Here is a 22609-nt window from a genome sequence, read left to right on the forward strand (position 1 = left end):
ATTTTTAAAGCGGACTTTCCCCCTCGCCTGACCAACGTGTTTCGCTGCGTGCATTTGCGCGCGCTTTTCCCAATTTGATTGGATGAACAATGTCTCACGACTATCAACATCTCATTGTTATTAGCGGTGGACCCGGATCGGGTAAAAGCACGCTGATTGATGCACTCGGACAACAAGGCTTTTCCCGCACGTTGGAAGCAGGCCGTGCCATTATTCAGGATCAGGTCGCAATCGGTGGTACGGCGCTGCCATGGGCTGACCGCGCACTCTTTGCAGAGCTGATGCTATCATGGGAAATGCGCTCTCACAAAGCCGCGCAAGCCTTTGCAGGTCCGGTCTTTTTTGACCGTGGCGTGCCGGATGTGATCGGCTATTTGAGGCTTTGCGAATTGCCTGTACCACCGCATATGTATGAAGCTGCTAAAGTGATTCAATATAACAGAACAGTGTTTCTGGCTCCGCCGTGGTCGGAAATTTTCGGAAAGGACGCCGAGCGCAAACAGGACTTCGAAGAAGCCTTGCGCACGTTCGATGCCATGGAGCAAACCTATAGGGAGCTTGGATATGAAATCGCGCTCCTGCCGAAATCATCAGTTCAGGAGCGCGTGAATTTCATCGGCAAATACCTGCCGTCAGACTTCCTCTGACGGCTGACTTTCAAGAGCAGCCTTGCGATCAGCTGCTTCACGACGATTCCATGCGACCAGACTAAGTGGCAGGAAAGCCACATAGCCCAGAGCAGTCAGCGTCAGCGTGTGCCATGTGAAGCTCATCAGGAAGGCCACATAAATGACGACCGCCAGAATAAGCGGCATGACGATATCGCGGCGCACCAGACTGCCCGCAGACTTGCCATTGTAAACCGGAAGACGGCTGACAAGCAGAAAGGCAATCGCCACCGTATAAATTGCAACGCCGAACGCCAGACCCTTGCTCGGTGTAAGACCAAGAAAGCCCAGATAAACCGGCAGGAGCACCAACATGGCACCGGCGGGTGCCGGAACACCAATAAAGTAATTGCTCTGCCAAGGGGGACGATTAGGGTCCTCCAGCATCACATTGAAGCGCGCTAGACGCAGGCAACAGGCAATCGCATAGAGAAGTGCTGCGATCCAACCGAAAGACCGGGCCTGATCAAGCACATAGACATAGAGGACCAATGCCGGTGCAACGCCGAAATTGACGATGTCAGCCAGTGAGTCCATCTGTTCGCCGAACTTGGACGAGCCCTTCATCATGCGGGCAACGCGGCCATCAATGCCGTCAAGAAAGGCGGCAATCAGCACCATTGTCACAGCAAGCTCGAAGCGGTGCTCAAAGGCCAGACGAATGCCGGTCAGGCCTGCGCAAATGGCAAGCACCGTAATGACATTCGGAATTACTATACGCAGAGGGATCTGCGAAAGTCTTGGGCCGCGGGATGAATCCACGCGGCCATTAGGCTCGAAGGGTGGGAACGGTGTTTCCATCGGCTCAGGCGATCCGCACCACAGGTTCAACGCGCTCGCTTCCGAATTCAGCAAGAACTGTTTCGCCAGCCACAGCCGTCTGACCAACAGCGACACGGACCGATGCACCTGCAGGCAGATAAACATCTACACGTGAGCCAAAGCGGATCAGGCCGAAACGCTCACCCACCGACAGATTGTCGCTTTCACGCGACCAGCAGACGATACGGCGTGCGACCAGACCTGCGATCTGCACAACGCCGACCTTGCCATTGGCACTATCGATCAAAACGGAATTACGTTCATTCTCGGTGCTGGCTTTGTCGAGTTCAGCGTTCAGAAACTTGCCCGGACGGTGAAACATCTTCTCGATGCGGCCACGGACCGGGGCGCGATTGATGTGCACCGAAAACACATTCATGAAAACTGAAACGCGCATAAGCGGTTCTGCGCCGAGATCAAGTTCTGCAGGCGGGATAGCCGGACCTACAAAGGACACCTTGCCGTCAGCGGGACTGATGACGAGATCGTCAGCAATCGGCGTAACGCGCTCCGGGTCACGGTAGAAATAGATGCACCAGATAGTGAGAACGAGACCGATCCAGAACAGCGGGTTCCACAGCCAGCCCAGAATGAGCGAAACCACGAAAAAGCCCGCAATAAACGGATAACCTTCACGATGGATCGGCACGAAAGTGTTGCGAATTGTATCAGACAGGCTCATCGGTTTTCCTTCTGGAACGCGGCATGCTGCAGTGGCACGCCATGCGCTCTAGTGAATTATGTGCGCACCGCTTTGCCGAAAATCTCCCCTGATCAACGGCACGATGCGACAGCTTGGCCCGGTTTTAACTCATCCGGCTGGAAATCGAAACGTATTTCGCAATTTATTCACGACTGTCAGGGTTCGTGAAGACACCCTGACAGTCGTCTGGTTATTCAGCCGCAGGAGCGCCGCGTATGACCACGCCCATATCGTCACTTTCGCGAACCTGACGCAGGCGTTCCTCTGCTTCGTCGGCTTCACGCTGACGGTTCCACATCGAAGCATAGAGGCCATCTTGCTTGAGCAATGCCCGATGCGTGCCACGCTCGGCAATCAGGCCATCTTTAAGTACGATGATTTCGTCTGCACCGATTACCGTGGAAAGGCGGTGAGCGATGACAAGCGTTGTGCGGCCACGGCTGACGATATCGAGCGCCGACTGGATTTCCTGTTCTGTCGCAGTATCGAGTGCCGACGTGGCTTCATCGAGAATGAGGATCGGCGGAGCTTTAAGGATTGTGCGGGCAATCGCCACGCGCTGCTTTTCGCCGCCCGAAAGCTTCAGACCGCGCTCGCCAACCATAGCCTGATAGCCATCCGGAAGATGCTTGATGAAGCCAGAAATCTGCGCCATTTCGGCAGCTTTTTCCACTTCCTCGTCTGTCGCATCCGTGCGTCCGTAGCGAATGTTATATGCAATCGTGTCGTTGAACAGCACCGTGTCCTGCGGCACCATGCCGATTACTTTACGCAAGCTTTCCTGCGTCACATCACGCACATCCTGCCCGTCGATTGTAACGGAACCGGACTGCACATCGTAAAAGCGGAACAGCAGTCGCGAGATTGTAGACTTGCCTGCACCCGATGGGCCGACAATCGCCACCGTCTTACCCGCTGGCACTTCAAAGCTGATGCCTTTGAGGATTGGGCGGTTGGAGTCATAGGCAAAATGCACATCGTTAAAACGGATCGCGGCCTTGTCCACATTCAGAGGTCGCGCATCAGGCTTATCCTGCACTTCCTGCTGCACGTCGAGAAGATCGAACATCTGCTCAATATCGGTCAACCCCTGACGGATTTCACGATAGATAAAGCCGATAAAATTGAGAGGGATGGACAGCTGCATCAACATCGCATTGATGAAGACGAAGTCACCCAGCGACTGTGTGCCTGCCTGCACTTCGCGCGCCGACATCACCATGACAATCGCCATACCAACACCGAAAATCACGGCCTGACCGAAGTTCAGCCAGCCAAGCGACGTCCATGTCTTGGTTGCCGCATCTTCATAACGTGCCATGGACGCATCGAAGCGTTTGGCTTCCATCGTCTCATTGCCGAAATATTTGACGGTCTCAAAGTTGAGCAGCGAGTCGATAGCCTTGGTGTTGGCATCAGTGTCGGAATCGTTCATCTCGCGGCGAATATTGATGCGCCAGTCACTCGCCTTGATTGTGAACCAAGTATAAGCGCAGACGGTCGCAGCCACGACCAAAAGATAAGAAAATCCGTAGGCAAAGGCGAAAATCACCGCGGTCAGCGCAAATTCCAGAATGGTCGGCAACGTGTTGAGAATGGTGAAACGGACAATCGTTTCAATGCCCTTGGTGCCACGTTCAATCACACGCGAGAGGCCGCCCGTGCGCCGCTCCAAATGGAAGCGCAACGAAAGCTGATGCATATGCACGAAGGTTTTATAGGCAAGCTGACGCACGGCATATTGGCCGACGCTGGCAAACAGCGCATCACGAAGCTGGTTCAAACCTGCCTGAATGATCTTGGCCGCATTATAGGCCAGCACGAGCATAACCGCGCCGGTTAGTATAAGCGGAATGTAATTTGGTGCATCAAGCTGACCGTTCAGCGCATTCGTTACCCACTTGAAGAAATAGGGTACGAGGATCAGCACAATCTTCGAAATCACCAGATAGAACGTTGCCCAGACCACCCGCATACGCAGGTCCGGCCGTTCGGTTGGCCACATATAGGGCCAGAGATTTCGCAATGTTTTGAATGTCTCGCCGGAATCGGCAGAAACAGTTTTGGGGGAGCTCATGGTGTTTCTTTCAAATCAGACAGTTTTTTCGCAGCAGCCATTACGAAAGGCTGCGAGATGCGAACGAATGATGGTCAGCTGCTGCCAGTTGACGCTGTAGCGCGAGGTCTGGCGATCGGGCCGGTAGTCGATGAGGCCCGCTTGTACGAGAACTTTGAGATGTTGCGATACGGTGGACTGGGCAAGGTCGAGACGCCCGACAATGTCCTTACAACAGCAGGCATCCTCAAGGATCAGTTGCCTAAGTATGTGAATACGAACGGGATGCCCGAGCGCAGCATATATGCGCGCCGCAAGATCATCATCCACGCCCGGAAAAATATCGGACATCGTTTCAATAGAAATCTTCATCGTAAATCGACGATATACGATTATACTCAAAAAATCAATATAACGCAGCGCCCATACTAATGGACGCTGCGTTCATAAAATGAAGATAACGAATTTATATCAGTTCGAGGAATCCTGCAGGCGGCGCTGCACTTCGTCATCGCCCAGCGGCTGCTGTGGCATGACAAAGACTTGCCCAGGCAGAATCAAATCCGGATTACGTATCTGGTCGCGATTGGCAAGGTAGATCGTGGTGTAGCGTGTACCTTTACCGTAAGTGCGCTTCGAAATAGTCCAGAGATTATCACCTTTGCGGATAATTACCGAGCCTTCCACCTTCTGTAATGGCGCACTGGTAGCAGGATCCTCTGTACCACCATTTTGGCCACTCGTTTCGGATGCGATCGCAGAAACATTCTCGCCAGCTTCGCGACGGAAAGGTACGCGCGCCGTTGCGATCACCCGTCCGCTGCTATCCACCAGATCAGCTCGGATGATATAATCACCAACCGCAAGCGGCTTCTGGCTTTGCACCAGAAAGCGACCTTCAGGCGAAATCGCGCTTGAGCCAAGCATGATATCGTTAGCGTTCACAACAACGGTGGCACCTTCTTTGGAACCCTTGGCATTGCCTGCAACGAAAACCTTGTCGCCTTCAATTTCTACGGCCTCGATAGCAATCGGCGCATCCGGATCGGCTTTCACCTGCGGCACTTGTTCAGTCGTCGTTGTGCCAGCTTCTGGTGAAGATGTTGTCTGCTGTGCTGGCGCTTCTGGCTTGGTGATCAGGCGGCTTGCCTGACCCGGCTCTTCAACGAGGGCCAGAACCTGACCAGTACTGCTATCCGGCACCGAAACGATAGCTGTTTGCGCCGAAGTGGCAACATTACCACCTGCACCACCTGCCCGCAGTACCAACTGGTGATCGCCCGGCTCAAGCGGCTCATCAAGAACAATGGCAAAATCGCCATTCTCACCCGCTTTGGTCGTTCCTAACACCTTTGAACCAGAGATGACCTCGACGGCGACATTGGCTGCAGCCCGACCTGCAATTACGACAGAGCCATCTGGTTCGACGCGCAGAATGTCGAATGCCGGGACGTTTGCCTCTTTCGGAGCTTCTTGAGGCGTTTCGGGGGCAGCCTGTTCAGTGGTCTGCTCTGACTTCACTTCGGCAGGGTTTTGCTGCTCTTGAACAGCCGCAGGCGCTTCAGCTGGCTTTGCTGCGCTGCTCGCTTCAGGAGTCGTCGCCACCACGTTTGAATCAGACGTTGCGCCCTGCTCTTTAACAGAATTCCAATAATATGCGCCCCCGCCTAGAACGAGGACGAGAAGAACACCGATAACCCCATATCTGTAGTTTTGCATTTCGGCCCGGCACCCACATGAGACAATTTAATCACTGGGTTTATCGCCTTTTGCTTTGACCTACAAGAAATCAGAGCAGAATTGCGCAAGTTATGAGGTGTTTATTGCAGAAAAATTACTGTTCAACACAGCTGATTGGCTTTTCCTGCTCTGGATCGTCCATCAGATTATACAAATCCGCGGTTTCGCCCTTGGTCCACCAGATGTAAATGCCGCCGGCATATTTAGCACCAGAGCCTGAAATGACGTTCGCAGCCACCACCGTGTGGTCTTCCATTTCCAGTTCGGCCAAAGAAACATCACCAGCATTATAGTAAGTGGCCGAGACATTCTTATCGCCGCAAGTGTAGAGGACGGAGTTGGTCGTCACCTCGATATCGTCGGGCAACGTGATGTTGATTTCACCTGCCGACGCGCTGGAAGCCGCCAGCGAAAGACCAAGCAATAAAATCCATTTGCGCATGTACAGTTCAGCTCCCTGTCAAAATTCAACCTCTTCAGAGATATAGTTATGCTCGAAAATGTCCAGCTAAACCGACCAATACACTCACACCAAAGCTTGACGCTGAAACGGCAAAAGAGCACAAGAAATCATGTCTGAGATTCGATCCATTTGTGTTTATTGCGGCTCTTCAACGGGCCTGAACCCTATCTATCGTGAGGCGGGCTTGACGCTTGGCCGTTCGCTCGCAGAACACGGCATTCGCCTTGTTTATGGCGGCGGCACGCGCGGCATCATGGGCGCGGTTGCGCAAGGCGTAATGGAAGCTGGCGGCGAAGTCACCGGCATCATTCCGACCTTCCTACTCGACAAGGAAGCAAGCCTCGAAAAGGCACAGGAGCTGACCGAACTCATCATCGTCGGCGATATGCACGAGCGCAAGCATCTGATGTTCCAGAAGTCTGACGCTTTCGTCACCCTTCCCGGCGGCATCGGTACGGTTGAAGAAATCGTGGAAATGATGACCTGGGCGCAGCTCGGCAAGCATCGCAAGCCAATGGTCTTTGCGAACATCAACAATTTTTGGCAGCCGATGCTCACACTTCTTGAGCATATGACAAATGAAGGCTTCCTGCATACTGCGCATCAGGTGAAGCCACTGGTTATCGATCAGGCGGAAGACATCGTTCCCGCAATCCTCGCTGCCAATGGCAAAGCGCATGAAGGCGACCCGAAGATTATCGAAAAGATGTAAGTGCGGCTCTAGCCCACAATTCGTGATTAATTGACAAGGGCGGAGCAATCCGCCCTTAACTGTATCCGGGAGGTATTGATGAAGACAATCGGTCTAATAGGAGGGATGAGCTGGGAGAGCTCGCAGGAATATTATCGCATCATCAATCAGGAAATGCGCGCCCGGCTTGGCGGTGCACATTCAGCTAAAAGCCTGATGTGGTCGATGGATTTCGGCGAGATCGAGCAGCTACAGCATGAAGGCAAATGGGAGGAGCTGACGAAGCTGATGATCGAGGCCGCGCAGAACCTTGAAAACGGCGGCGCGGATTTCATCCTGATCTGCACCAATACCATGCATAAAATGGCTGCTGACGTTGAAAGCGCCACATCGATCCCGCTCATTCATATTGCCGATCCGACTGCTGAAAAGATCAAAGCCGCTGGCCTCACGAAGGTTGGACTTTTAGGCACTGCCTTCACAATGGAACAGAATTTTTATAAAGGACGCCTCGTTTCAAAACACGGCCTTGAAGTCCTTGTGCCTGATGACGCTGACCGTAAGACTGTGCATGACATCATTTATCATGAGCTGGTAGTCGGCGAAGTGCGCAACGCTTCGCGCGAAAAGTATCGCGCGATTATCAACAGCCTCGCAGAACGCGGCGCTGAAGCCATTATCCTTGGCTGCACGGAAATCATGCTGCTCATAGGCCAAGAGGACAGCCCCGCGCCTGTGTTCGACACGACACGGTTACATGCGGAAGCAGCGGTGGATCTCGCCCTTTCTGCTCAGTGATAAAATTGGCCGCGGATATTCGCCATATCAGCAAGCTCGGATTGCTTCCGGTGCGCAGCTATGGCAAAGATTCACAATATTCAACCGTACGGTTGACTAATAGTCTGAATAATATATATTCAACCTTACGGGTGAATAATGAACGATGATGCTCTGTCACATATTCTCAAGGCCGTCGGAGACGTTACACGTCGGCATATCTTGACGCTTTTGGTTCAGGAAGGCGCCTCAAGAGTGACTGCACTCGCCGCTCATTTCGACATGTCGCTCAACTCAGTCTCCAAGCACATCAAGGTGTTGGAAGAGGCAGGATTGGTCACCCGCAAGACTTTGGGCCGCGAGCATTTCATCGCTGCCGAACTTGAACCGGTGCGAGAAGTGGAAGCCTGGTTTGCGGAGCTGAAGTCTGTCTGGGAAATGCGCCTTAAGGCGCTTGAGGATGTACTCGTTTCGAAGGAATAAGAAAATGAGTGAGCTTGAACTGACAGTCAATCGCAGGATCGCCGCCCCCCGGGAGAAGGTCTTCAATGCATGGCTCTCGCCATCTACCCTTGCCCAATTCATGCGGGTACCAACCGACAGCGCCAAACCGTCGGATGTGCAGACGGATGCGGTGAAAGGCGGGCGTTTTTCTATTCTGATGCACACGGTCGACCGCGACGTGATGCATTCAGGTACATATCTGGAGATTGATCCTCATTCGCGGCTATCGTTTACCTGGGGTTCTCCCCATTCGCTGGATGATAGTGTGGTAACGGTCGATTTGACGGAAGTTGACCCGAATACAACAGAAATCACGCTGAAACAGGTCAAGTTCCGCAACCCTGATTCACGCGATGGCCACATCAAGGGCTGGAAGGCTATTCTCGCCAATTTTGACGAATTAGCAGGCTGATTTTATAAAAAAGCCGGGCTGAAAAGCCCGGCATTTTCATTGAAGATTACTTCTTTACCAACGTTACAACCGCTTCGACATGAGATGACCAGAGAAACTGGTCAATCGGCGTGACGCGGGTGATGCGATAGCCGCCCTTCACCAGAATGGCGAGGTCGCGGGCGAGCGTTACAGGATTGCACGATATCGCGACAACCTTCTCAACCTTCGATTTTGCCAGTTCCTGTGCTTGTTCTTCTGCGCCTGCGCGTGGCGGATCAAAGACCACGGCATTGTAAGGCAGCAATTCCTTTGGCATCAGCGGACGGCGGAACAGATCACGCCGTTCGATCGAAACAGGCTTCAGTCCCTGCACGTGGCGCACGCCGCGATCAAGGGCGGCAAGAGCCGGTGCATCGTTTTCAATCGCGTGGACCGCACTCTTTTCAGCAATGCGCAATGCAAATGTTCCGACACCGCAGAAAAGATCTGCAACACGCTTTGCTTTGCCTAGATGCGAAAGGACCAGCGACACCATCACTTCTTCCGCCTCAACCGTTGCCTGCAGGAAGCAGCCAGGCGGAACAGGAACCGGAACCTTGCCAAAATGAATGACCGGCTTTTTTGGCTCTACGATGATTTCGCCCTCGTGCGAAAGTCGCGCGAAGTCCTTTTTCATCATAAGTGCGGTGAGTGCACGGCGCTGCTCATCGCTCAGCTTGCCACATCCACTTGCTGCAAGATCAAGTCCGGATTCGGTTACAGTAGCAGCGAGCTTGAACGGCTTTGAGCCGGGAGCAATCAGTGCGCCCACTTCGCGCAGATCATCAAGCCGGGCAATGATTTCCGGCACCGTGACAGCACATTCAACAATATCGATGATCTCATGGCTCTGGTGGCGATTGAAGCCGAGCAGCACGCCTTTTTCCGTTTTGCGGGCGGCAAAGGTCGCACGGCGACGTGAGCGCGGCTGACAGGCGACCAGTGGGTCCACTTCAATATCGAGCCCTTTGCCTCTAAGCGCCGAGACGACCAGCTCACGCTTCCAAGCGCGATAAGGCTCATCCTGCCAATGTTGCAGGGCGCAGCCGCCGCAATCCTCAAAATGCTGGCAAGCGGGGTCCTGTCGCTCGTCTGAGGTTTCGAGCAGGGCCATAACCGTCGCGCGGTTCTTGTCACGCGCAACATTGGCCACTTCGCCCGGCAGTGTGAAAGGCACAAAGAGTTGGCCATCGGGAAGATTGGCGACGCCATCGCCGCCCGCACCTATCGAGCGGATTGTAATTTGCGTCGTCATTAGTCCTTCTTTCCTGCCAATAGATATTCACGATTGCCGTCACCGCCCTCGATGGGCGATGGGCAGAGACCGAGCGCTCGCCAACCGGGTTGCGTCTCAAGCCATGATCTCAGTTCTTCTGCTATGCGTTCGCCATCTGCCGGGTCACGCAAAATACCGCCCTTACCGATAGCCTCGCGGCCAGCTTCAAATTGCGGCTTCACGAGAAGCGCGCAGATAGCACCTTTTTGCGCAAAGGCCAATGCCGGGGGCAAAGCGAGTTTCAGCGAAATGAAGCTTACGTCCGATACGACACAACCGATATCACGTCCATCAAGGTGGCTGAAGTCCAGCGCACGCGCATTGACGCCTTCCTTGTTGGTGACGCGGGCGTCATCGCGCAAGCGCTCATGCAGTTGGTCGTGGCCAACATCAATGGCAAGCACGTGATCAGCGCCGCGCTCCAGCAGCACTTGCGTAAAACCACCGGTCGACGCGCCGATATCGAGTGCAGTCAGGCCCTTCACATCAAGATCGAAGTAATCAAGCGCTGCTATGAGTTTTAGTGCGCCGCGAGAAACATAGCCGCTGGCCGGATCATCGACTGCGATTTTCGCCGTACGGGCGACGTTCTGGCCCGGCTTGGTGACGGGCTTGCCGTCCACCGAGACTGTACCTCGCTGGACCGCGTCGCGCGCACGTGAGCGCGTCGCAAACAACCCAAGCTCGACCAGCAACTGGTCAAGCCGCAAGCTTTTATCAGACGAGATATCAGGCACGGAACGACGCGGTCAGCTCTTCGCGACCGAGTGCTGCAAAAACCGTATTCACAATGCCTGCCCGGTCGAGACCAGCATTGGCATACATGACTTCCGGCTTGGCATGATCCTGATAAACATCAGGCAGCGTCAGGACACGAACTTTGAGGCCGCGATCCAGCAGACCATCGGTTGCAAGGAATTGCAGGACATGCGCCGCGAAACCACCAGCAGCCCCTTCCTCAACAGTCACCAGCACTTCATGTTCGCGCGCAAGACGGCGGATCAGATCATGATCCAGCGGCTTGGCAAAACGCGCATCAGCAACAGTGGTCGAAAGACCAGCAGCGCCCAATTCATCAGCGGCGCTCAGGCACTCCTGCAAACGCGTGCCAAAGGAAAGAAGTGCAACCTTCGAGCCTTCACGCACAATGCGGCCTTTGCCGATTTCAAGAGAAGAGCCGCGCTCCGGCAGTTCGACGCCGACGCCATCGCCACGCGGATAACGGAAAGAGATTGGGCCTTCGTCGTAATCAGCAGCCGTGCGCACCATATGACGCAATTCCGCCTCGTCAGATGCAGCCATCACCACGAAGCCCGGAAGGGCTGCGAGGAAGCCAGTATCGAAGGAACCGGCATGGGTTGGGCCATCGGCACCGACCAGCCCAGCGCGGTCAATCGGGAAGCGCACAGGCAGGTTCTGGATCGACACATCGTGCACGACCTGATCATAGCCGCGCTGAAGGAAGGTCGAATAGATCGCGCAGAACGGCTTATAACCTTCTGAGGCCAGGCCAGCGGCAAACGTTACAGCATGCTGTTCAGCAATGCCCACATCGAAAGTGCGCTTTGGAAACACTTCGCCGAAGAGGTCCAGCCCCGTGCCGGTTGGCATCGCAGCCGTGACCGCGACGATCTTGTCGTCGTGACGCGCTTCTTCGATCAGGCTGGTGCCGAAAATCTTGGTATAGCTTGGCGCATTTGCAGGCGGCTTCGACTGCTTGCCGGTGATGACGTCGAACTTGTTGACGCCGTGATATTTATCGGCAGCAGCCTCTGCAGGCGCGTAGCCTTTGCCCTTCTGCGTCACCACATGGATGAGCACAGGACCTTCCTGCGCATCACGAACATTTTTCAGGATCGGCAGCAGGTGGTCAAGGTTATGTCCATCGATGGGACCGACATAATAAAAGCCCAGTTCTTCAAACATCGTACCGCCGGTAAAGAAGGCACGCGTGAATTCTTCCGATTTACGGGCTTTGTCCTGCAAAAATTTCGGTAGTTTCTTAGCAATCTGCTTGGCGGCTTCACGCACGCTGCGATAGGTCTTTCCAGAAACAAGGCGCGCCAGATAAGCGCTCATCGCACCGGTTGGCGGCGCAATCGACATATCGTTGTCGTTGAGGATGACGATAAGGCGCGCATCGAGCGCACCGGCATTGTTCATCGCTTCGTAAGCCATACCAGCCGACATGGAACCGTCGCCGATTACCGCAATCACATTGCGCTTTTCGCCAGAAAGATCGGCGGCAACGGCCATGCCAAGGCCCGCAGAAATAGACGTGGAAGAGTGTGCCGCGCCAAACGGATCGTATTCACTCTCGGCGCGTTTGGTGAAGCCGGAAAGCCCGCCTTCCTGACGCAATGTGCGAATACGGTCCCGGCGGCCCGTCAGAATCTTATGCGGATAGGTCTGATGACCGACGTCCCAGATGATACGATCATGCGGCGTGTCGAAGACATGATGCAACGCTACAGTAAGTTCAACCACACCCAAACCTGCGCCCAGATGCCCGCCTGTTGTGGAAACGGCATCGATCATCTCGGCGCGCAATTCCTGCGCAAGCTGCGGCAGGTCCGCTTCCGGCAATGCACGCAAAGCATCCGGCGTGGGTGCCTTGTCGAGCAACGGGGTTATGGGTCGGGACATTACTTACCCTATCTATCCGGTTAGGTGTTTAAAGCGCGTTTTGATCTGGTTTAATCTGATCGGCGCTCCAAGCGTGGTCGGTATAACAGTATCGAGCCTCAGATCAAGCAGGGCGGGACATCGTGTCCTATGCAACGGGATGCAAAATCATTCAGGCAAAGGTACGAATTCGTCTTCGTCACCGGGCACTATATCGAAGCGGCCCGTGCGCCATTCTTCTTTTGCCTGTTCAATGCGTTCTTTGGAAGACGACACGAAATTCCACCAGATATAACGCTTGGAGCCGAGGGCCGCACCGCCAAAAAGCATGAAATGTGCGCCTTCCGGCCCGGCTCGCACGATAATATCATCGCCCGGTCGAAATGCCAGCAGACGGTCAGGCGGAAACACCTCGCCACCAATGCCAACATTGCCACGCAGTGTATAAATTGCGCGTTCTTCTGTGGTGGGTGGAATATGGAACCGCCCACCCGGCAGCACTTCAATATCCGCATAGAGCGTTTCAGCGTGTTGGATCACCGGCGAGTTAACGCCATGCATCGAACCAATGATTAGACGCCCTTTGAACTCACGATCCTCCATCAGCGGCAAATCCGGCGCGTTGGTGTGGAAGAATTCCGGGTTGATTTCTTCAAACTGCTCCGGCAGGGCAAGCCATGTCTGCACACCCGAAATCGATAGCGGACCGCTACGCTCTTCTTCAGGCGAGCGTTCAGAATGGACAATCCCCCTCCCCGCCGTCATCAGGTTCACATCACCGGGCTGGATCACCATTTCGGTGCCAAGGCTATCACGATGCCGGATATGGCCATCAAAAAGATAAGTCACGGTCGAAAGGCCGATATGTGGATGTGGACGAACATCAAGTGCATCGCCATCCCGCAGAACCGCCGGTCCCATTCGGTCAAAAAAGATGAACGGCCCGACAAGACGACGGCGAACCGTGGGAAGCGCACGCCGCACCTCCAGCCCGCCAATATCGCTCGTCCGCGGGATAACCAGCGTTTCGATGGCATCCACGGTGGTCTTGTCGCCAAGAACCGGATCAGGGCATGGAAAGAAACTCATGAAGCCACTACCAAATAAAAATGCACCAGCGGAGAGCGCCGGTGCTGCCGTCATGTCGAATATGATAGCCCTTAGAGCGGTTCCAGTTAAGATTGAATCATTGAAACCGCTCTAATTATTTGCTTTGGCGCATTTCCATACGCAATGCCGGTTCCCGCTTTTGCGGGAAATGCTTTAACGATTGTGCAATAGTCGCGACAATTCGTTCGTATCAGGCACCTGACCGTTGGTCGTCAGCTTGTCCACTAGTCCCGGAAGAACCTGCGAGAGCTGATTGAGCAGTTCCTGCTGGTCAATGCCGGCGTGGGCCGCGATTTCGCTCAGTGTCTTCTGACCAAGTGCATCGCCTAGCTGGCCCGGCTCAATCTGGTGATTGTTACCCTGCCCTACCCAGGAATCCACTTTTTCCCCAAGACCTGCCTGTTTCAGCTGGTCGAGCAAGCCACCAAGACCACCACCGAGCGGACCGGGTGCCGCAGGCGCAGAGGATGCCCCGCCACTTGCAAGCGTTCCACCAAGCAAGCCACCAAGGCCACCTAGAATACCGCCGAGTAGACCACCGCCGCTATCTGCCTGCTGAGGTGCGGACTGGTCTGGGATGGACGCAGGTTGTTCAGGCTCCTCGCTGTGCCCTTTCAGCATCTTGCCGACCAGAAGCGCACCGAGTGCAATCAGAACCGGCTTGGCAAGGCTGCCGCCGGGGATCGGCGAATTCTTGGAATTGTCGTCATAGCTTCCCATCACGCGATACTCCCTGTTGGACGCTGTGATTTTCTCACATGCGATAAGTTAAGGTGAAATAAGTTTCTGCTTTTGACAAGCATTATACCTTGCCAAATCGAAACTATTGTGAAAATTTTCTAACTGCCTGATGCAAAAACTTATTTGCGCAATAGGAGATATTAGATGTCTGTTATAAGCTGGATTATTCTAGGTCTGATCGCCGGCTTCATCGGCAGCAAGATTGTCAATAAAAGCGGCCAGGGACTGTTCTTCGACATTGCGCTAGGCATTGTCGGGGCAATCGTTGGCGGCGTTCTTTCTTCATCTCTTTTCGGTCGCGGCGTCACTGGCGCCTTCGATCCAATCAGTCTGATTATCGCCATTATCGGTTCAATTATAGTTTTGTGGGCTTACCACAAGATCACCGGCAAGCGTTCCATCGGCTGAAAAAACCATTTATATATGCTGGCTCCGGTTCGCGCCGGAGCCTTTTCATATCTTGTCTTCTGAAAGTGCCACCTTTTAATGATGAGCTTCATCGAGCCCTACATCACCGCCTACGGCGCGCTGGCACTTTTTATTATTGTCTATTTTGAATCTTTCGGCGCACCGCTTCCCGGCGAAAGCGCTCTTATCGCTAGTTCTCTTCTGGCTCTTCATGGCACGCTGAATATCGAAATGGTTATTCTGGCCGTATTTGTTGGCGCAGTCTTAGGCGACTGCACCGGCTATGCCATTGGACGCTTTGGTGGAAGAGCACTCATCCTTCGCTACGGAAATTATGTGAAGCTTACGCCCGAACGGTTCGACAAGTTCGAGAAGATGTTTGAGAGCAAAGGTATCTACGTGGTCGCAACGGCGCGCTTCGTCGTACTTCTAAGGCAATTGAACGGCATTGTTGCAGGGTCCGTGAAAATGAATCCGCTGCATTTTTTATGCGCCAATGTGGTGGGTGCTGCCGGGTGGACGCTTGTGTGGGGACTTGGCCCCTATCTTCTGAGCGGCGTGCTTGCGCCCTACGCCGCTCAACTCAAGGCAATGTTTTAATTATTCAGCGTCCAGCGGTTCAGTGCCAGCAGGCTGACCATCGCGACCGATGCGGATTTTCTCGACCTTGTCTTCAGCTGATTTCAGTAGCGTGTCGCAATGCTTCTTCAGCGCTTCGCCGCGCTCATAGATGCGGATAGATTCTTCCAGCGGCACGTCGCCCCGCTCCAGATCATCGACGATCTTCTCAAGCTGCTTCAAGGCGTCCTCGAAGCTCATAACTGCAATGTCGGTGTTGGACGGTTCGGTTACCATTGTTTATCCTTTCAACAGCCGCGTAATATGAGAAGACGCGGACTGCGACAAGCCCTCAAGATCATATCCACCTTCAAGCACGCTCACCAGTCGGTGATTGCAGAACCGTTCTGCACGTTCCATGAGCTTGCCCGTCGCCCAATCGAAATCCGCCTCATCTAGATTGATCTCGGCCAGCGGATCGCGGAAATGCGCGTCGAAGCCAGCTGAAATAAGGACCAAATCAGGCCGGAAGTTGTCCAAAGTGGGCAATACACGACTATTAAATGCCTCACGAAATTCGCGACTACCGGTATTGGGCGAAAGTGGTGCATTGACGATGTTGCCTACCCCAACCTCATCTTTCCTGCCCGTGCCTGGAAAAAGAGGAAACTGATGCGTCGAGCAGTAGAGAACGCTTGGATCGTCTTTGAAAATATCCTGTGTACCATTGCCGTGATGCACGTCCCAATCGATGATTGCGACGCGCTCGGCACCGTGATTGCGCTGCGCATGACGGGCAGCGATAGCAACATTGTTGAAAAGGCAAAAGCCCATTGCTGTTGAAAGTTCGGCATGATGACCGGGAGGACGCGACGCGACAAACACATTGTCCGCCTGCCCGGAAAAAACATCATCGACAGCAGCGTTCGCGGCACCAATCGCCAGAAGGGCAGCTTCCCAGCTTTTCGGGCTCACATAGGTATCCACACCGAGTTTATTGATTGGCTGCGGTGCTTCTTCGTCGTCAATCGGGTCCGGTATCTCATTCCGGACCGTTTCGACATAACTCCCGGGATGCGCGAGCAAAATGGCATCTTCCGAGGCCATTTGCGCTTCCACACGATCAAGACGATAAAAATCCGGCCCTTCCAGCTCGCTCATCAATGCACGAATGCGATCGGGCCGCTCGGGATGACCGGGCGGCACGTTATGTTCAAGATAGATTGGATGCCAGTAAAGCCGTGTGGTCATGTACTCACTTTAGAGTGCCGTGCGCCCTTCTGGGCGCTACACAAGATCGCTCTATGCTATTGATGCTACAGCATCGCGACATTCAGATGATTTCAGTGCGCGCGATGTTGATACCGAAACCTTCGAGCCCGACATAGTGACGCTCACGCGATGCCAACAGCGCGATCGAAGTGATACCGAGATCCTTCAAAATCTGGGCTCCCAAACCGATCTGACGCCACTCTTCCTCGCGGGCTACGGCCTCGGCATGGGCTTCATGTTCACCGAGCAGAGCTTCGCGTGCACGCGCATCACGATGATCACGACGCACACCAACCGAGCCTTCACGCAGATAAACCAGAACGCCGCGGCCTTCCTTGCCCATACGTTTCATGATCTCGTCGAGATTGTTGCCACCTTTTCCAAACACATCGCTCAGCACATCTTCGCGATGCAGGCGGACAGGCACATTTTCGCCATCACGAATGTCACCAAAGACCACCGCCACATGCTGCATAGGCTCCCATGGGAGTTCGTAAGTATAAGCATGGGCCTCACCAGCACAGGTGTCTATTTTAGCGTCACCAATCCGCTTGACGAGTGTTTCCTTACGCTGACGATAGGCGATTAGGTCAGCAACCGTCACGCGATGCAGCTTGTGCTGTTCAGCAAAAGCCGTCACATCAGGCCCACGCATGACAGTTCCATCATCATTAATCAGTTCGCAAATGACGCCGATGGGTGGCAGATTTGCGAGCTTGCAGAGATCGACAGCCGCTTCGGTATGGCCGGAGCGCATCAGCACTCCACCTTCACGCGCAATGAGCGGGAAAATATGGCCTGGGCGTACAAAATCAGCAGCACCAGCATTGGGATTTGCCAGATTACGCACCGTGAGCGTGCGGTCGTCAGCCGAAATGCCGGTCGTCGTGCCATGGCGATAATCAACCGTGACAGTGAATGCAGTTGTATGAGCGGATTCGTTTTCAGCGACCATTGGCGCAAGATTGAGGCGCTTGGCTTCTTCACGTGGCATAGGCGTGCACACGATGCCAGACGTATAGCGCACGATGAAGGCCATCTTTTCCGGCGTGCAATGCACTGCTGCAACGATCAGATCGCCCTCGTTCTCACGACCGTCATCATCCATGACCACAACGATTTCGCCACGCTCGAAAGCCCGCAGCGCATCAACGACCTGTTTCTGATTATAGCTCATTTCAGCCTCAATGGTTGTACCACAGCTTCAGTCGAAAACCGGCCCTCAGTTCCTGAAACTATTCTCTTTATACCAAGGCACTAAGATGCTGACGCATCACGCCTCGAAAATGTTCAGTCGCCATAAAGGCTTAATCAATACCCAATGAGTTGCACCCCGGGGTATTGGTCTTACCCGTCACACGCGGCCTGTCTGACCACGGTGGCGCAAATAATGATCAGCAATTGCGCAGGCGACCATAGCTTCGCCAATTGGCACCGCACGGATACCCACGCAAGGATCATGACGGCCCTTGGTCATTACATCAACTTCCCTGCTGTCCTTATCGATGGACTTGCGCGGAGTGAGGATCGATGAAGTCGGCTTGACCGCAAAACGCGCAACAACTGGCGCGCCCGTCGCGATACCGCCCAGAACGCCGCCCGCATGATTGGACAGGAACATCGGCTGTCCGTCATTGCCGATACGCATTTCGTCAGCGTTTTCTTCACCGGTCAGGCGTGCGGCCTCAAAACCATTACCGATTTCAACGCCCTTGACGGCATTGATCGACATTAGCAGGCTTGCGATATCCTGATCGAGCTTGCCATAGATCGGCGCGCCGATGCCTGCTGGCACGCCTTCAGCCACGATTTCAATAATCGCGCCAATGGAAGAGCCATTCTTGCGAATGCCGTCCAGATAATCGGCGAAAACCTCAACCGAACCGGCATCAGGCGTGAAGAACGGATTGTTATCGACTTCATCCCAGTTCCAGCGCGTGCGGTCGATGTCGTGAATGCCCATCGAGACCAGCGCGCCGCGCACCTCAAGACCTGGAACAACTTTTCGAGCAATCGTCCCAGCAGCAACACGTGCTGCCGTTTCACGCGCAGAGGAACGTCCACCACCGCGAAAGTCGCGAATGCCATATTTGACGTCATAGGCGTAGTCGGCATGGCCCGGACGATACTGCCGCGCGATATCGCCATAATCCTTGGAACGCTGATCAGTGTTTTCGATCATCATCGAAATCGGCGTGCCGGTGGTAGTCATGGTCACGCCATCATCGCCAAGCAGAACGCCAGACAACACGCGTACCTGATCCGGTTCGCGGCGCTGGGTTGTATATTTCGACTGGCCGGGCTTACGCTTGTCGAGATAGGCTTGGATTTCGGCTTCAGTGAAGGTGATGCCGGGAGGGCAGCCATCCACCACACAACCAAGCGCCAGACCATGGCTTTCGCCCCAGGTTGTTACGCGGAAGAGATGACCAAAACTGTTATGAGACATTGCTAAGCCCGATTAAGGAATGCGCCTTTTCAGGCAGGATACGCGCTGGTTTTATTGGCCTTTTCAGCCATGGTCAAATTATAGCTCGGAATAGGTTCATCGAGATCGCAAAATTTCCTTCGGATCATCCACATACCGCATTCTTTTTGACACATTCCGCCCACTAAAATGGGGTCAATAATCACATTGCGCTGCCCATTTTCTATCCGTACAGTCAGACTATACAACCAGAGGGAAAGTGATTGCGCAAAATGCAATTCGTGTCGAATCAGTCAAAGGACAGACTGGCACACAAAAGGAGGATGACAGCCATGCAGTATGTGGTGGGACTGATCTTCATCATTGCCTCGCTTTTCTCGACCGTCGCCATGGCGGATGATGTCGAGGGCAAGATCACTGGTATCAATCAAGACAAAGAAACTATCACGCTGGATGATGGCAAAACCTATAAATTGCCCGGCGAGTTTGACTATTCCGCGATTTCCAAAGGTATGAAGGTCATCATTCTCTATGATGAAGCTGATGATACCCGCTTCATTACCGACATTCAGGAAGCGCCGTAAATATCATTTCACCTCAAGCACAATACCCGTGTCGTATTGGCGAACAAAATCGACGCGGGTTCCGTTCCAGTGATAGCTGTAATGCCTCCCCTGGACGGGAATCGTTATAACATTCGGCCAGAAAATCCCGATGCAAAAGCCACCGCGCATCCGCACGCTCGGCCAGAGAAGTCCCTGACTTCCCTGAGCGCGCAGTTCTCGCCCCTCGACATGCGAAGCCGTATAATCGACCGGATCAAGCACGTCCGGCACCTTGCTCACATCATCGAGTTCCCGATCGACACTCCCAATCAGCGCCCGAAAGTCTGAAGTCCATCCGGGCTCTTCATTTGTTGCGCGCATGAATTTTTCATGATGGTGGATGGTTTCAGCAACCGCCACATTTTCACGGTCCGCAGCATAATAAATACCGTAGCTTCCGTCGCTAAAGCGACCGGGTCGCTGCGTGGAGCAATGCACGAACGGCGCCATCACGTAAGATGCGCCGTGGCCCGCTACTCGCCGGTCGGCAGGCACTTTTCCAAGATCGCCAATCTCGAAACGAATACGCGGATTGGTCTTTTCTTCAACTGAAGCCAGAGCCTCCCAATCGCGGGGATCAGCAATATCTTCAAACAGATCAATGGGGGGGATGGATGGAGCGGATGATGCGATAAGTCTGCGGCCAGTGAACTTGGCGCTTTACAGCCAGCTCACTTACCATGCGCCGCGCTCCGCATTTAGCCAGTCGCGAAGGGCAGCAAGATCGGAAATTTCACCACGCAGCATGAGATCAAGCGCCGAAAGCCCGCCAAAAGCGGCATTGGGCTTTCTGATCCAGGCGTAGCCGCGCGCGGCATCACGAAACAGATAACGCAGGCCTTTGTGAATGCCCATAAGATGCGCCATCCGCATCCGCAAATCGCGATCGATGCGACCGATAGTACCTTCTTTCCAACGCGCCCATGTGCGCGCTGACATATCGCCCAAGAGCGTACAGGCCTCCGTGTCCGACAGCTTCCAAGCCTTAAGCAAGTTGACCGTGGTGCGTGCAAGTGCGCCCGCTTCCTCGTCAGTGATCACGCTTATCAGACCGCCTGCGGGCGTTATGCTGATTGGTTGAAGTTCCATCGCTCACCTTCCTTATGGCGGAAAGATAGCATATTTTTGCCAAATGGCAATAAAGGCGTTTTATGACCTACGACCCTATGCCTTCCGAAGCCATCCGCTGCGGATGACCTGTGCCCATTCCTCCCTATTCGCTTGCTCGGCAAGCGTGATCATACGTGTGGTATCATAAGGAATACTACGGAACGTGACCTGCCATCCCAGAGCACCATCTTCGATAATGGCATAGGAGGCATTCGGTGTTCCTGTCTCGACAATATGCGGCACCGGTTGATCATCATCATAGCCGGGGCACCCCACACTTCCTGGATTGACGATCTGGCGACCGTCACTCAAACGCACCACGCGCGGCGTATGCGTATGACCGCAGAGGATAAGCGAAGCGGCAACATCTTCTGCCTCCGCTTCGATTTCATCACGACCACGCAGAACGACATCGCCGGTTCGTTTGACCGTTTCTAGCCAATAAGTCATGTCGCTCGTCGGCGTACCATGACAGATAAAAATTCGCCCGTCCGCGAGTGTTAGGGTTGCGGGCAAATTGCGCAGCCAAGCAAGATGCGGCTCTTCAAGTTGCTCAAAAGCAACGCGATCCGATGGCCCCATCTCGGCGATAGACTTTTCGACCAACCAGCGGTCATGATTGCCACGAATGGAGATCATCGCGCGCGCCATCAGCTTATCCGCCGTCTCACGGGCTGCGAGCGGCCCGCTCAGATGGTCACCTAGATTGATAATGGTTTCGATACGCAACGCATCGATATCAGCGAGTACAGCTGCCAGCGCATCGCTGTTGCCGTGAATATCAGCAATAACTGCAAAGCGTTTGAAGAGCATACTATTCTCGCAAGGTGAGCTTTCAGTGCGGGTATTACAACGCCTCTTCACAGACCTGAAAAGTTACCCGGCTTTTTAAACCCACTCAAGCTTGCCGTTTTCAAACTTCAGAATCTTATCCTGCGGAATGGAGAGATTTGCGGCGGCGTGACCATCCATATCGCCATAGAGATAGAACAAGGTGCGGATGCAGCCGCCGTGCGTCACGCAAACGGTTGGCCATTCCACGGCCTCAACCCAGCGACCAATCCGCTGTGAAAGCCGCATGTAGCTTTCGGCAGTATCTCCCGGTGGGATGAAATTCCATTTATCGCGGGCACGGGCTTCAACGAGATCGACGCTTTCCTTGGCAATGTCTTCCATCATGAAGCCTTGCCAGTCGCCGAAATTCACTTCCATCAGTTGTGGATCGGTGCGGAAGTCGTATGGGTCGAGCCCCGTGCGCAAACGAATACGCTCCATAGTTTCGCGCGTACGGCGCAGCGGGCTTGCCACGAAATCGTAGCCTGCCCCATTGCCGATAAGCGATTTCAGCACATCGCCGTTTCGATCAGCCTGCGTACGGCCATGGGCGTTGATATCAATATCGAGCTGCCCCTGTATGCGCTGCGAAACATTCCAGTCGGTTTCACCGTGACGCGAAAAGTAGATGATCTCCCGAGCCAAAACCCTACCTCTATCTGCCGCTTGATTTCATCGTTTGATGCGCAGTGTTGCGCATGTGCTCTTTCTCGATAGCCTTCCCGCACGGGAAAGACATAAGAAAAATCCCGAAAAGTCGGTCAACTTTTCGGGATTTGGTATTA

The 22609-nt window shown here is 54.0% G+C and carries 26 protein-coding genes and 1 pseudogene; 8 read left to right on the top strand and 19 right to left on the bottom strand.

What is annotated here, in order from left to right; genetic code table 11:
* Positions 1 to 89: 89 nt before the first annotated feature.
* A complete protein-coding gene (locus OIV19_RS15010; protein WP_264232136.1) occupies positions 90 to 647 on the top strand; it encodes an AAA family ATPase in 558 nt (185 codons plus the stop codon).
* Here OIV19_RS15010 and pssA read toward each other — a convergent pair.
* The 6 genes from pssA to OIV19_RS15040 form a co-directional block, all read right to left on the bottom strand.
* Positions 633 to 1469 carry a CDP-diacylglycerol--serine O-phosphatidyltransferase gene (gene pssA, locus OIV19_RS15015; protein ID WP_095446163.1) on the bottom strand — a complete coding sequence of 279 codons (837 nt, stop codon included), beginning with the start codon at positions 1467 to 1469 and terminating at the stop codon, positions 633 to 635. The genes OIV19_RS15010 and pssA overlap by 15 nt on opposite strands.
* Positions 1470 to 1473: 4 nt before the next feature.
* Entirely contained in the window at positions 1474 to 2172 is a 699-nt protein-coding gene (locus OIV19_RS15020) for a phosphatidylserine decarboxylase (RefSeq protein ID WP_264232137.1), read from the bottom strand.
* Positions 2173 to 2383: 211 nt separating this feature from the next.
* The gene (locus OIV19_RS15025; protein WP_095446161.1) at positions 2384 to 4270 is read right to left on the bottom strand and encodes an ABCB family ABC transporter ATP-binding protein/permease; all 1887 of its coding nucleotides are present in this window, start codon (positions 4268 to 4270) and stop codon (positions 2384 to 2386) included.
* Between the two features lie 15 nt (positions 4271 to 4285).
* Positions 4286 to 4621: an ArsR/SmtB family transcription factor gene (locus OIV19_RS15030; protein WP_095446160.1), complete on the bottom strand. Its 336-nt coding sequence runs from the start codon at positions 4619 to 4621 to the stop codon at positions 4286 to 4288.
* Between the two features lie 99 nt (positions 4622 to 4720).
* On the bottom strand, positions 4721 to 5968 hold the full coding sequence (locus tag OIV19_RS15035) for an Ig-like domain-containing protein (protein ID WP_264232138.1): 1248 nt from the start codon (positions 5966 to 5968) through the stop codon (positions 4721 to 4723).
* Between the two features lie 115 nt (positions 5969 to 6083).
* Complete coding sequence (locus tag OIV19_RS15040; RefSeq protein ID WP_191793056.1) at positions 6084 to 6431, bottom strand: MliC family protein; 348 nt, start codon at positions 6429 to 6431, stop codon at positions 6084 to 6086.
* 130 nt (positions 6432 to 6561) lie between these two features.
* Here OIV19_RS15040 and OIV19_RS15045 point away from each other — a divergent pair, with 130 nt between their 5' ends.
* The 4 genes from OIV19_RS15045 to OIV19_RS15060 all read left to right on the top strand — a co-directional run bounded on the left by OIV19_RS15045 (position 6562) and on the right by OIV19_RS15060 (position 8836).
* Entirely contained in the window at positions 6562 to 7164 is a 603-nt protein-coding gene (locus OIV19_RS15045; protein ID WP_095446157.1) for an LOG family protein, read from the top strand.
* A 78-nt stretch (positions 7165 to 7242) separates the two neighbouring features.
* Entirely contained in the window at positions 7243 to 7941 is a 699-nt protein-coding gene (locus OIV19_RS15050; RefSeq protein ID WP_264232139.1) for an aspartate/glutamate racemase family protein, read from the top strand.
* 138 nt (positions 7942 to 8079) lie between these two features.
* Positions 8080 to 8403 carry an ArsR/SmtB family transcription factor gene (locus OIV19_RS15055; protein ID WP_095446155.1) on the top strand — a complete coding sequence of 108 codons (324 nt, stop codon included), beginning with the start codon at positions 8080 to 8082 and terminating at the stop codon, positions 8401 to 8403.
* 4 nt (positions 8404 to 8407) lie between these two features.
* On the top strand, positions 8408 to 8836 hold the full coding sequence (locus OIV19_RS15060; RefSeq protein ID WP_095446154.1) for an SRPBCC family protein: 429 nt from the start codon (positions 8408 to 8410) through the stop codon (positions 8834 to 8836).
* 46 nt (positions 8837 to 8882) lie between these two features.
* On the opposite strand, the gene OIV19_RS15065 is transcribed toward OIV19_RS15060, so the two are convergent.
* From OIV19_RS15065 to OIV19_RS15085, 5 genes are all read right to left on the bottom strand, one after another.
* On the bottom strand, positions 8883 to 10112 hold the full coding sequence (locus OIV19_RS15065) for a class I SAM-dependent RNA methyltransferase (protein WP_264232140.1): 1230 nt from the start codon (positions 10110 to 10112) through the stop codon (positions 8883 to 8885).
* Positions 10112 to 10870: a TlyA family RNA methyltransferase gene (locus OIV19_RS15070; protein WP_264232141.1), complete on the bottom strand. Its 759-nt coding sequence runs from the start codon at positions 10868 to 10870 to the stop codon at positions 10112 to 10114. The genes OIV19_RS15065 and OIV19_RS15070 overlap by 1 nt, the downstream gene beginning before the upstream one ends.
* The gene (gene dxs, locus OIV19_RS15075; protein WP_264232142.1) at positions 10863 to 12779 is read right to left on the bottom strand and encodes a 1-deoxy-D-xylulose-5-phosphate synthase; all 1917 of its coding nucleotides are present in this window, start codon (positions 12777 to 12779) and stop codon (positions 10863 to 10865) included. The genes OIV19_RS15070 and dxs overlap by 8 nt, the downstream gene beginning before the upstream one ends.
* A 147-nt stretch (positions 12780 to 12926) precedes the next feature.
* Positions 12927 to 13847: a pirin family protein gene (locus tag OIV19_RS15080; RefSeq protein ID WP_151091482.1), complete on the bottom strand. Its 921-nt coding sequence runs from the start codon at positions 13845 to 13847 to the stop codon at positions 12927 to 12929.
* Between the two features lie 174 nt (positions 13848 to 14021).
* Positions 14022 to 14588, bottom strand: a complete 567-nt coding sequence (locus tag OIV19_RS15085; protein WP_095446150.1) for a YidB family protein — start codon at positions 14586 to 14588, stop codon at positions 14022 to 14024.
* Between the two features lie 165 nt (positions 14589 to 14753).
* Here OIV19_RS15085 and OIV19_RS15090 point away from each other — a divergent pair, with 165 nt between their 5' ends.
* Positions 14754 to 15017: a GlsB/YeaQ/YmgE family stress response membrane protein gene (locus OIV19_RS15090; protein WP_024896155.1), complete on the top strand. Its 264-nt coding sequence runs from the start codon at positions 14754 to 14756 to the stop codon at positions 15015 to 15017.
* 81 nt (positions 15018 to 15098) lie between these two features.
* Positions 15099 to 15617 (top strand): DedA family protein, encoded by a 519-nt coding sequence (locus OIV19_RS15095; protein WP_264232165.1) that lies wholly within the window; start codon positions 15099 to 15101, stop codon positions 15615 to 15617.
* Here OIV19_RS15095 and OIV19_RS15100 read toward each other — a convergent pair whose 3' ends face one another.
* The 4 genes from OIV19_RS15100 to aroC form a co-directional block, all read right to left on the bottom strand.
* Positions 15618 to 15872: an exodeoxyribonuclease VII small subunit gene (locus OIV19_RS15100; protein ID WP_007873761.1), complete on the bottom strand. Its 255-nt coding sequence runs from the start codon at positions 15870 to 15872 to the stop codon at positions 15618 to 15620.
* Positions 15873 to 15875: 3 nt separating this feature from the next.
* A complete protein-coding gene (locus OIV19_RS15105) occupies positions 15876 to 16826 on the bottom strand; it encodes a histone deacetylase family protein (RefSeq protein WP_264232143.1) in 951 nt (316 codons plus the stop codon).
* Between the two features lie 82 nt (positions 16827 to 16908).
* Positions 16909 to 18024 carry a 3,4-dihydroxy-2-butanone-4-phosphate synthase gene (ribB, locus tag OIV19_RS15110; protein WP_264232144.1) on the bottom strand — a complete coding sequence of 372 codons (1116 nt, stop codon included), beginning with the start codon at positions 18022 to 18024 and terminating at the stop codon, positions 16909 to 16911.
* A 177-nt stretch (positions 18025 to 18201) separates the two neighbouring features.
* Positions 18202 to 19296 carry a chorismate synthase gene (gene aroC, locus OIV19_RS15115; protein WP_264232145.1) on the bottom strand — a complete coding sequence of 365 codons (1095 nt, stop codon included), beginning with the start codon at positions 19294 to 19296 and terminating at the stop codon, positions 18202 to 18204.
* 311 nt (positions 19297 to 19607) lie between these two features.
* Here aroC and OIV19_RS15120 point away from each other — a divergent pair, with 311 nt between their 5' ends.
* Entirely contained in the window at positions 19608 to 19859 is a 252-nt protein-coding gene (locus tag OIV19_RS15120) for a DUF1344 domain-containing protein (RefSeq protein WP_095446146.1), read from the top strand.
* Between the two features lie 3 nt (positions 19860 to 19862).
* Here the strand turns inward: OIV19_RS15120 and OIV19_RS15125 are convergent.
* The 4 genes and pseudogenes from OIV19_RS15125 to OIV19_RS15140 form a co-directional block, all read right to left on the bottom strand.
* Positions 19863 to 20562 (bottom strand): annotated as a pseudogene (locus OIV19_RS15125) (RES family NAD+ phosphorylase).
* Positions 20556 to 20969, bottom strand: a complete 414-nt coding sequence (locus OIV19_RS15130; protein ID WP_264232146.1) for an antitoxin Xre/MbcA/ParS toxin-binding domain-containing protein — start codon at positions 20967 to 20969, stop codon at positions 20556 to 20558. The pseudogene OIV19_RS15125 and the gene OIV19_RS15130 overlap by 7 nt, the downstream one beginning before the upstream one ends.
* A gap of 75 nt (positions 20970 to 21044) precedes the next feature.
* On the bottom strand, positions 21045 to 21803 hold the full coding sequence (locus tag OIV19_RS15135) for a metallophosphoesterase family protein (RefSeq protein ID WP_264232147.1): 759 nt from the start codon (positions 21801 to 21803) through the stop codon (positions 21045 to 21047).
* Between the two features lie 75 nt (positions 21804 to 21878).
* A complete protein-coding gene (locus OIV19_RS15140) occupies positions 21879 to 22469 on the bottom strand; it encodes a histidine phosphatase family protein (RefSeq protein WP_264232148.1) in 591 nt (196 codons plus the stop codon).
* Positions 22470 to 22609: the final 140 nt, after the last annotated feature.

Origin of the sequence: Brucella sp. HL-2, assembly GCF_025846885.2 — a bacterium.
Taxonomy (GTDB): Bacteria; Pseudomonadota; Alphaproteobacteria; order Rhizobiales; family Rhizobiaceae; genus Brucella; species Brucella quorumnocens.

Coding starts and splice junctions, on each gene's coding strand:
- OIV19_RS15085 (WP_095446150.1), bottom strand. CDS start 14,588: ATGGGAAGCTATGACGACAATTCCAAGAATTCGCCGATCCCCGGCGGC.
- OIV19_RS15055 (WP_095446155.1), top strand. CDS start 8,080: ATGAACGATGATGCTCTGTCACATATTCTCAAGGCCGTCGGAGACGTT.
- OIV19_RS15040 (WP_191793056.1), bottom strand. CDS start 6,431: ATGCGCAAATGGATTTTATTGCTTGGTCTTTCGCTGGCGGCTTCCAGC.
- OIV19_RS15130 (WP_264232146.1), bottom strand. CDS start 20,969: ATGGAACTTCAACCAATCAGCATAACGCCCGCAGGCGGTCTGATAAGC.
- OIV19_RS15045 (WP_095446157.1), top strand. CDS start 6,562: ATGTCTGAGATTCGATCCATTTGTGTTTATTGCGGCTCTTCAACGGGC.
- OIV19_RS15065 (WP_264232140.1), bottom strand. CDS start 10,112: ATGACGACGCAAATTACAATCCGCTCGATAGGTGCGGGCGGCGATGGC.
- OIV19_RS15105 (WP_264232143.1), bottom strand. CDS start 16,826: ATGACCACACGGCTTTACTGGCATCCAATCTATCTTGAACATAACGTG.
- OIV19_RS15100 (WP_007873761.1), bottom strand. CDS start 15,872: ATGGTAACCGAACCGTCCAACACCGACATTGCAGTTATGAGCTTCGAG.
- OIV19_RS15035 (WP_264232138.1), bottom strand. CDS start 5,968: ATGCAAAACTACAGATATGGGGTTATCGGTGTTCTTCTCGTCCTCGTT.
- OIV19_RS15010 (WP_264232136.1), top strand. CDS start 90: ATGTCTCACGACTATCAACATCTCATTGTTATTAGCGGTGGACCCGGA.
- OIV19_RS15080 (WP_151091482.1), bottom strand. CDS start 13,847: ATGAGTTTCTTTCCATGCCCTGATCCGGTTCTTGGCGACAAGACCACC.
- OIV19_RS15030 (WP_095446160.1), bottom strand. CDS start 4,621: ATGAAGATTTCTATTGAAACGATGTCCGATATTTTTCCGGGCGTGGAT.
- OIV19_RS15095 (WP_264232165.1), top strand. CDS start 15,099: ATGAGCTTCATCGAGCCCTACATCACCGCCTACGGCGCGCTGGCACTT.
- ribB (WP_264232144.1), bottom strand. CDS start 18,024: ATGAGCTATAATCAGAAACAGGTCGTTGATGCGCTGCGGGCTTTCGAG.
- OIV19_RS15025 (WP_095446161.1), bottom strand. CDS start 4,270: ATGAGCTCCCCCAAAACTGTTTCTGCCGATTCCGGCGAGACATTCAAA.
- OIV19_RS15050 (WP_264232139.1), top strand. CDS start 7,243: ATGAAGACAATCGGTCTAATAGGAGGGATGAGCTGGGAGAGCTCGCAG.
- aroC (WP_264232145.1), bottom strand. CDS start 19,296: ATGTCTCATAACAGTTTTGGTCATCTCTTCCGCGTAACAACCTGGGGC.
- OIV19_RS15020 (WP_264232137.1), bottom strand. CDS start 2,172: ATGAGCCTGTCTGATACAATTCGCAACACTTTCGTGCCGATCCATCGT.
- OIV19_RS15090 (WP_024896155.1), top strand. CDS start 14,754: ATGTCTGTTATAAGCTGGATTATTCTAGGTCTGATCGCCGGCTTCATC.
- dxs (WP_264232142.1), bottom strand. CDS start 12,779: ATGTCCCGACCCATAACCCCGTTGCTCGACAAGGCACCCACGCCGGAT.
- pssA (WP_095446163.1), bottom strand. CDS start 1,469: ATGGAAACACCGTTCCCACCCTTCGAGCCTAATGGCCGCGTGGATTCA.
- OIV19_RS15060 (WP_095446154.1), top strand. CDS start 8,408: ATGAGTGAGCTTGAACTGACAGTCAATCGCAGGATCGCCGCCCCCCGG.
- OIV19_RS15135 (WP_264232147.1), bottom strand. CDS start 21,803: ATGCTCTTCAAACGCTTTGCAGTTATTGCTGATATTCACGGCAACAGC.
- OIV19_RS15120 (WP_095446146.1), top strand. CDS start 19,608: ATGCAGTATGTGGTGGGACTGATCTTCATCATTGCCTCGCTTTTCTCG.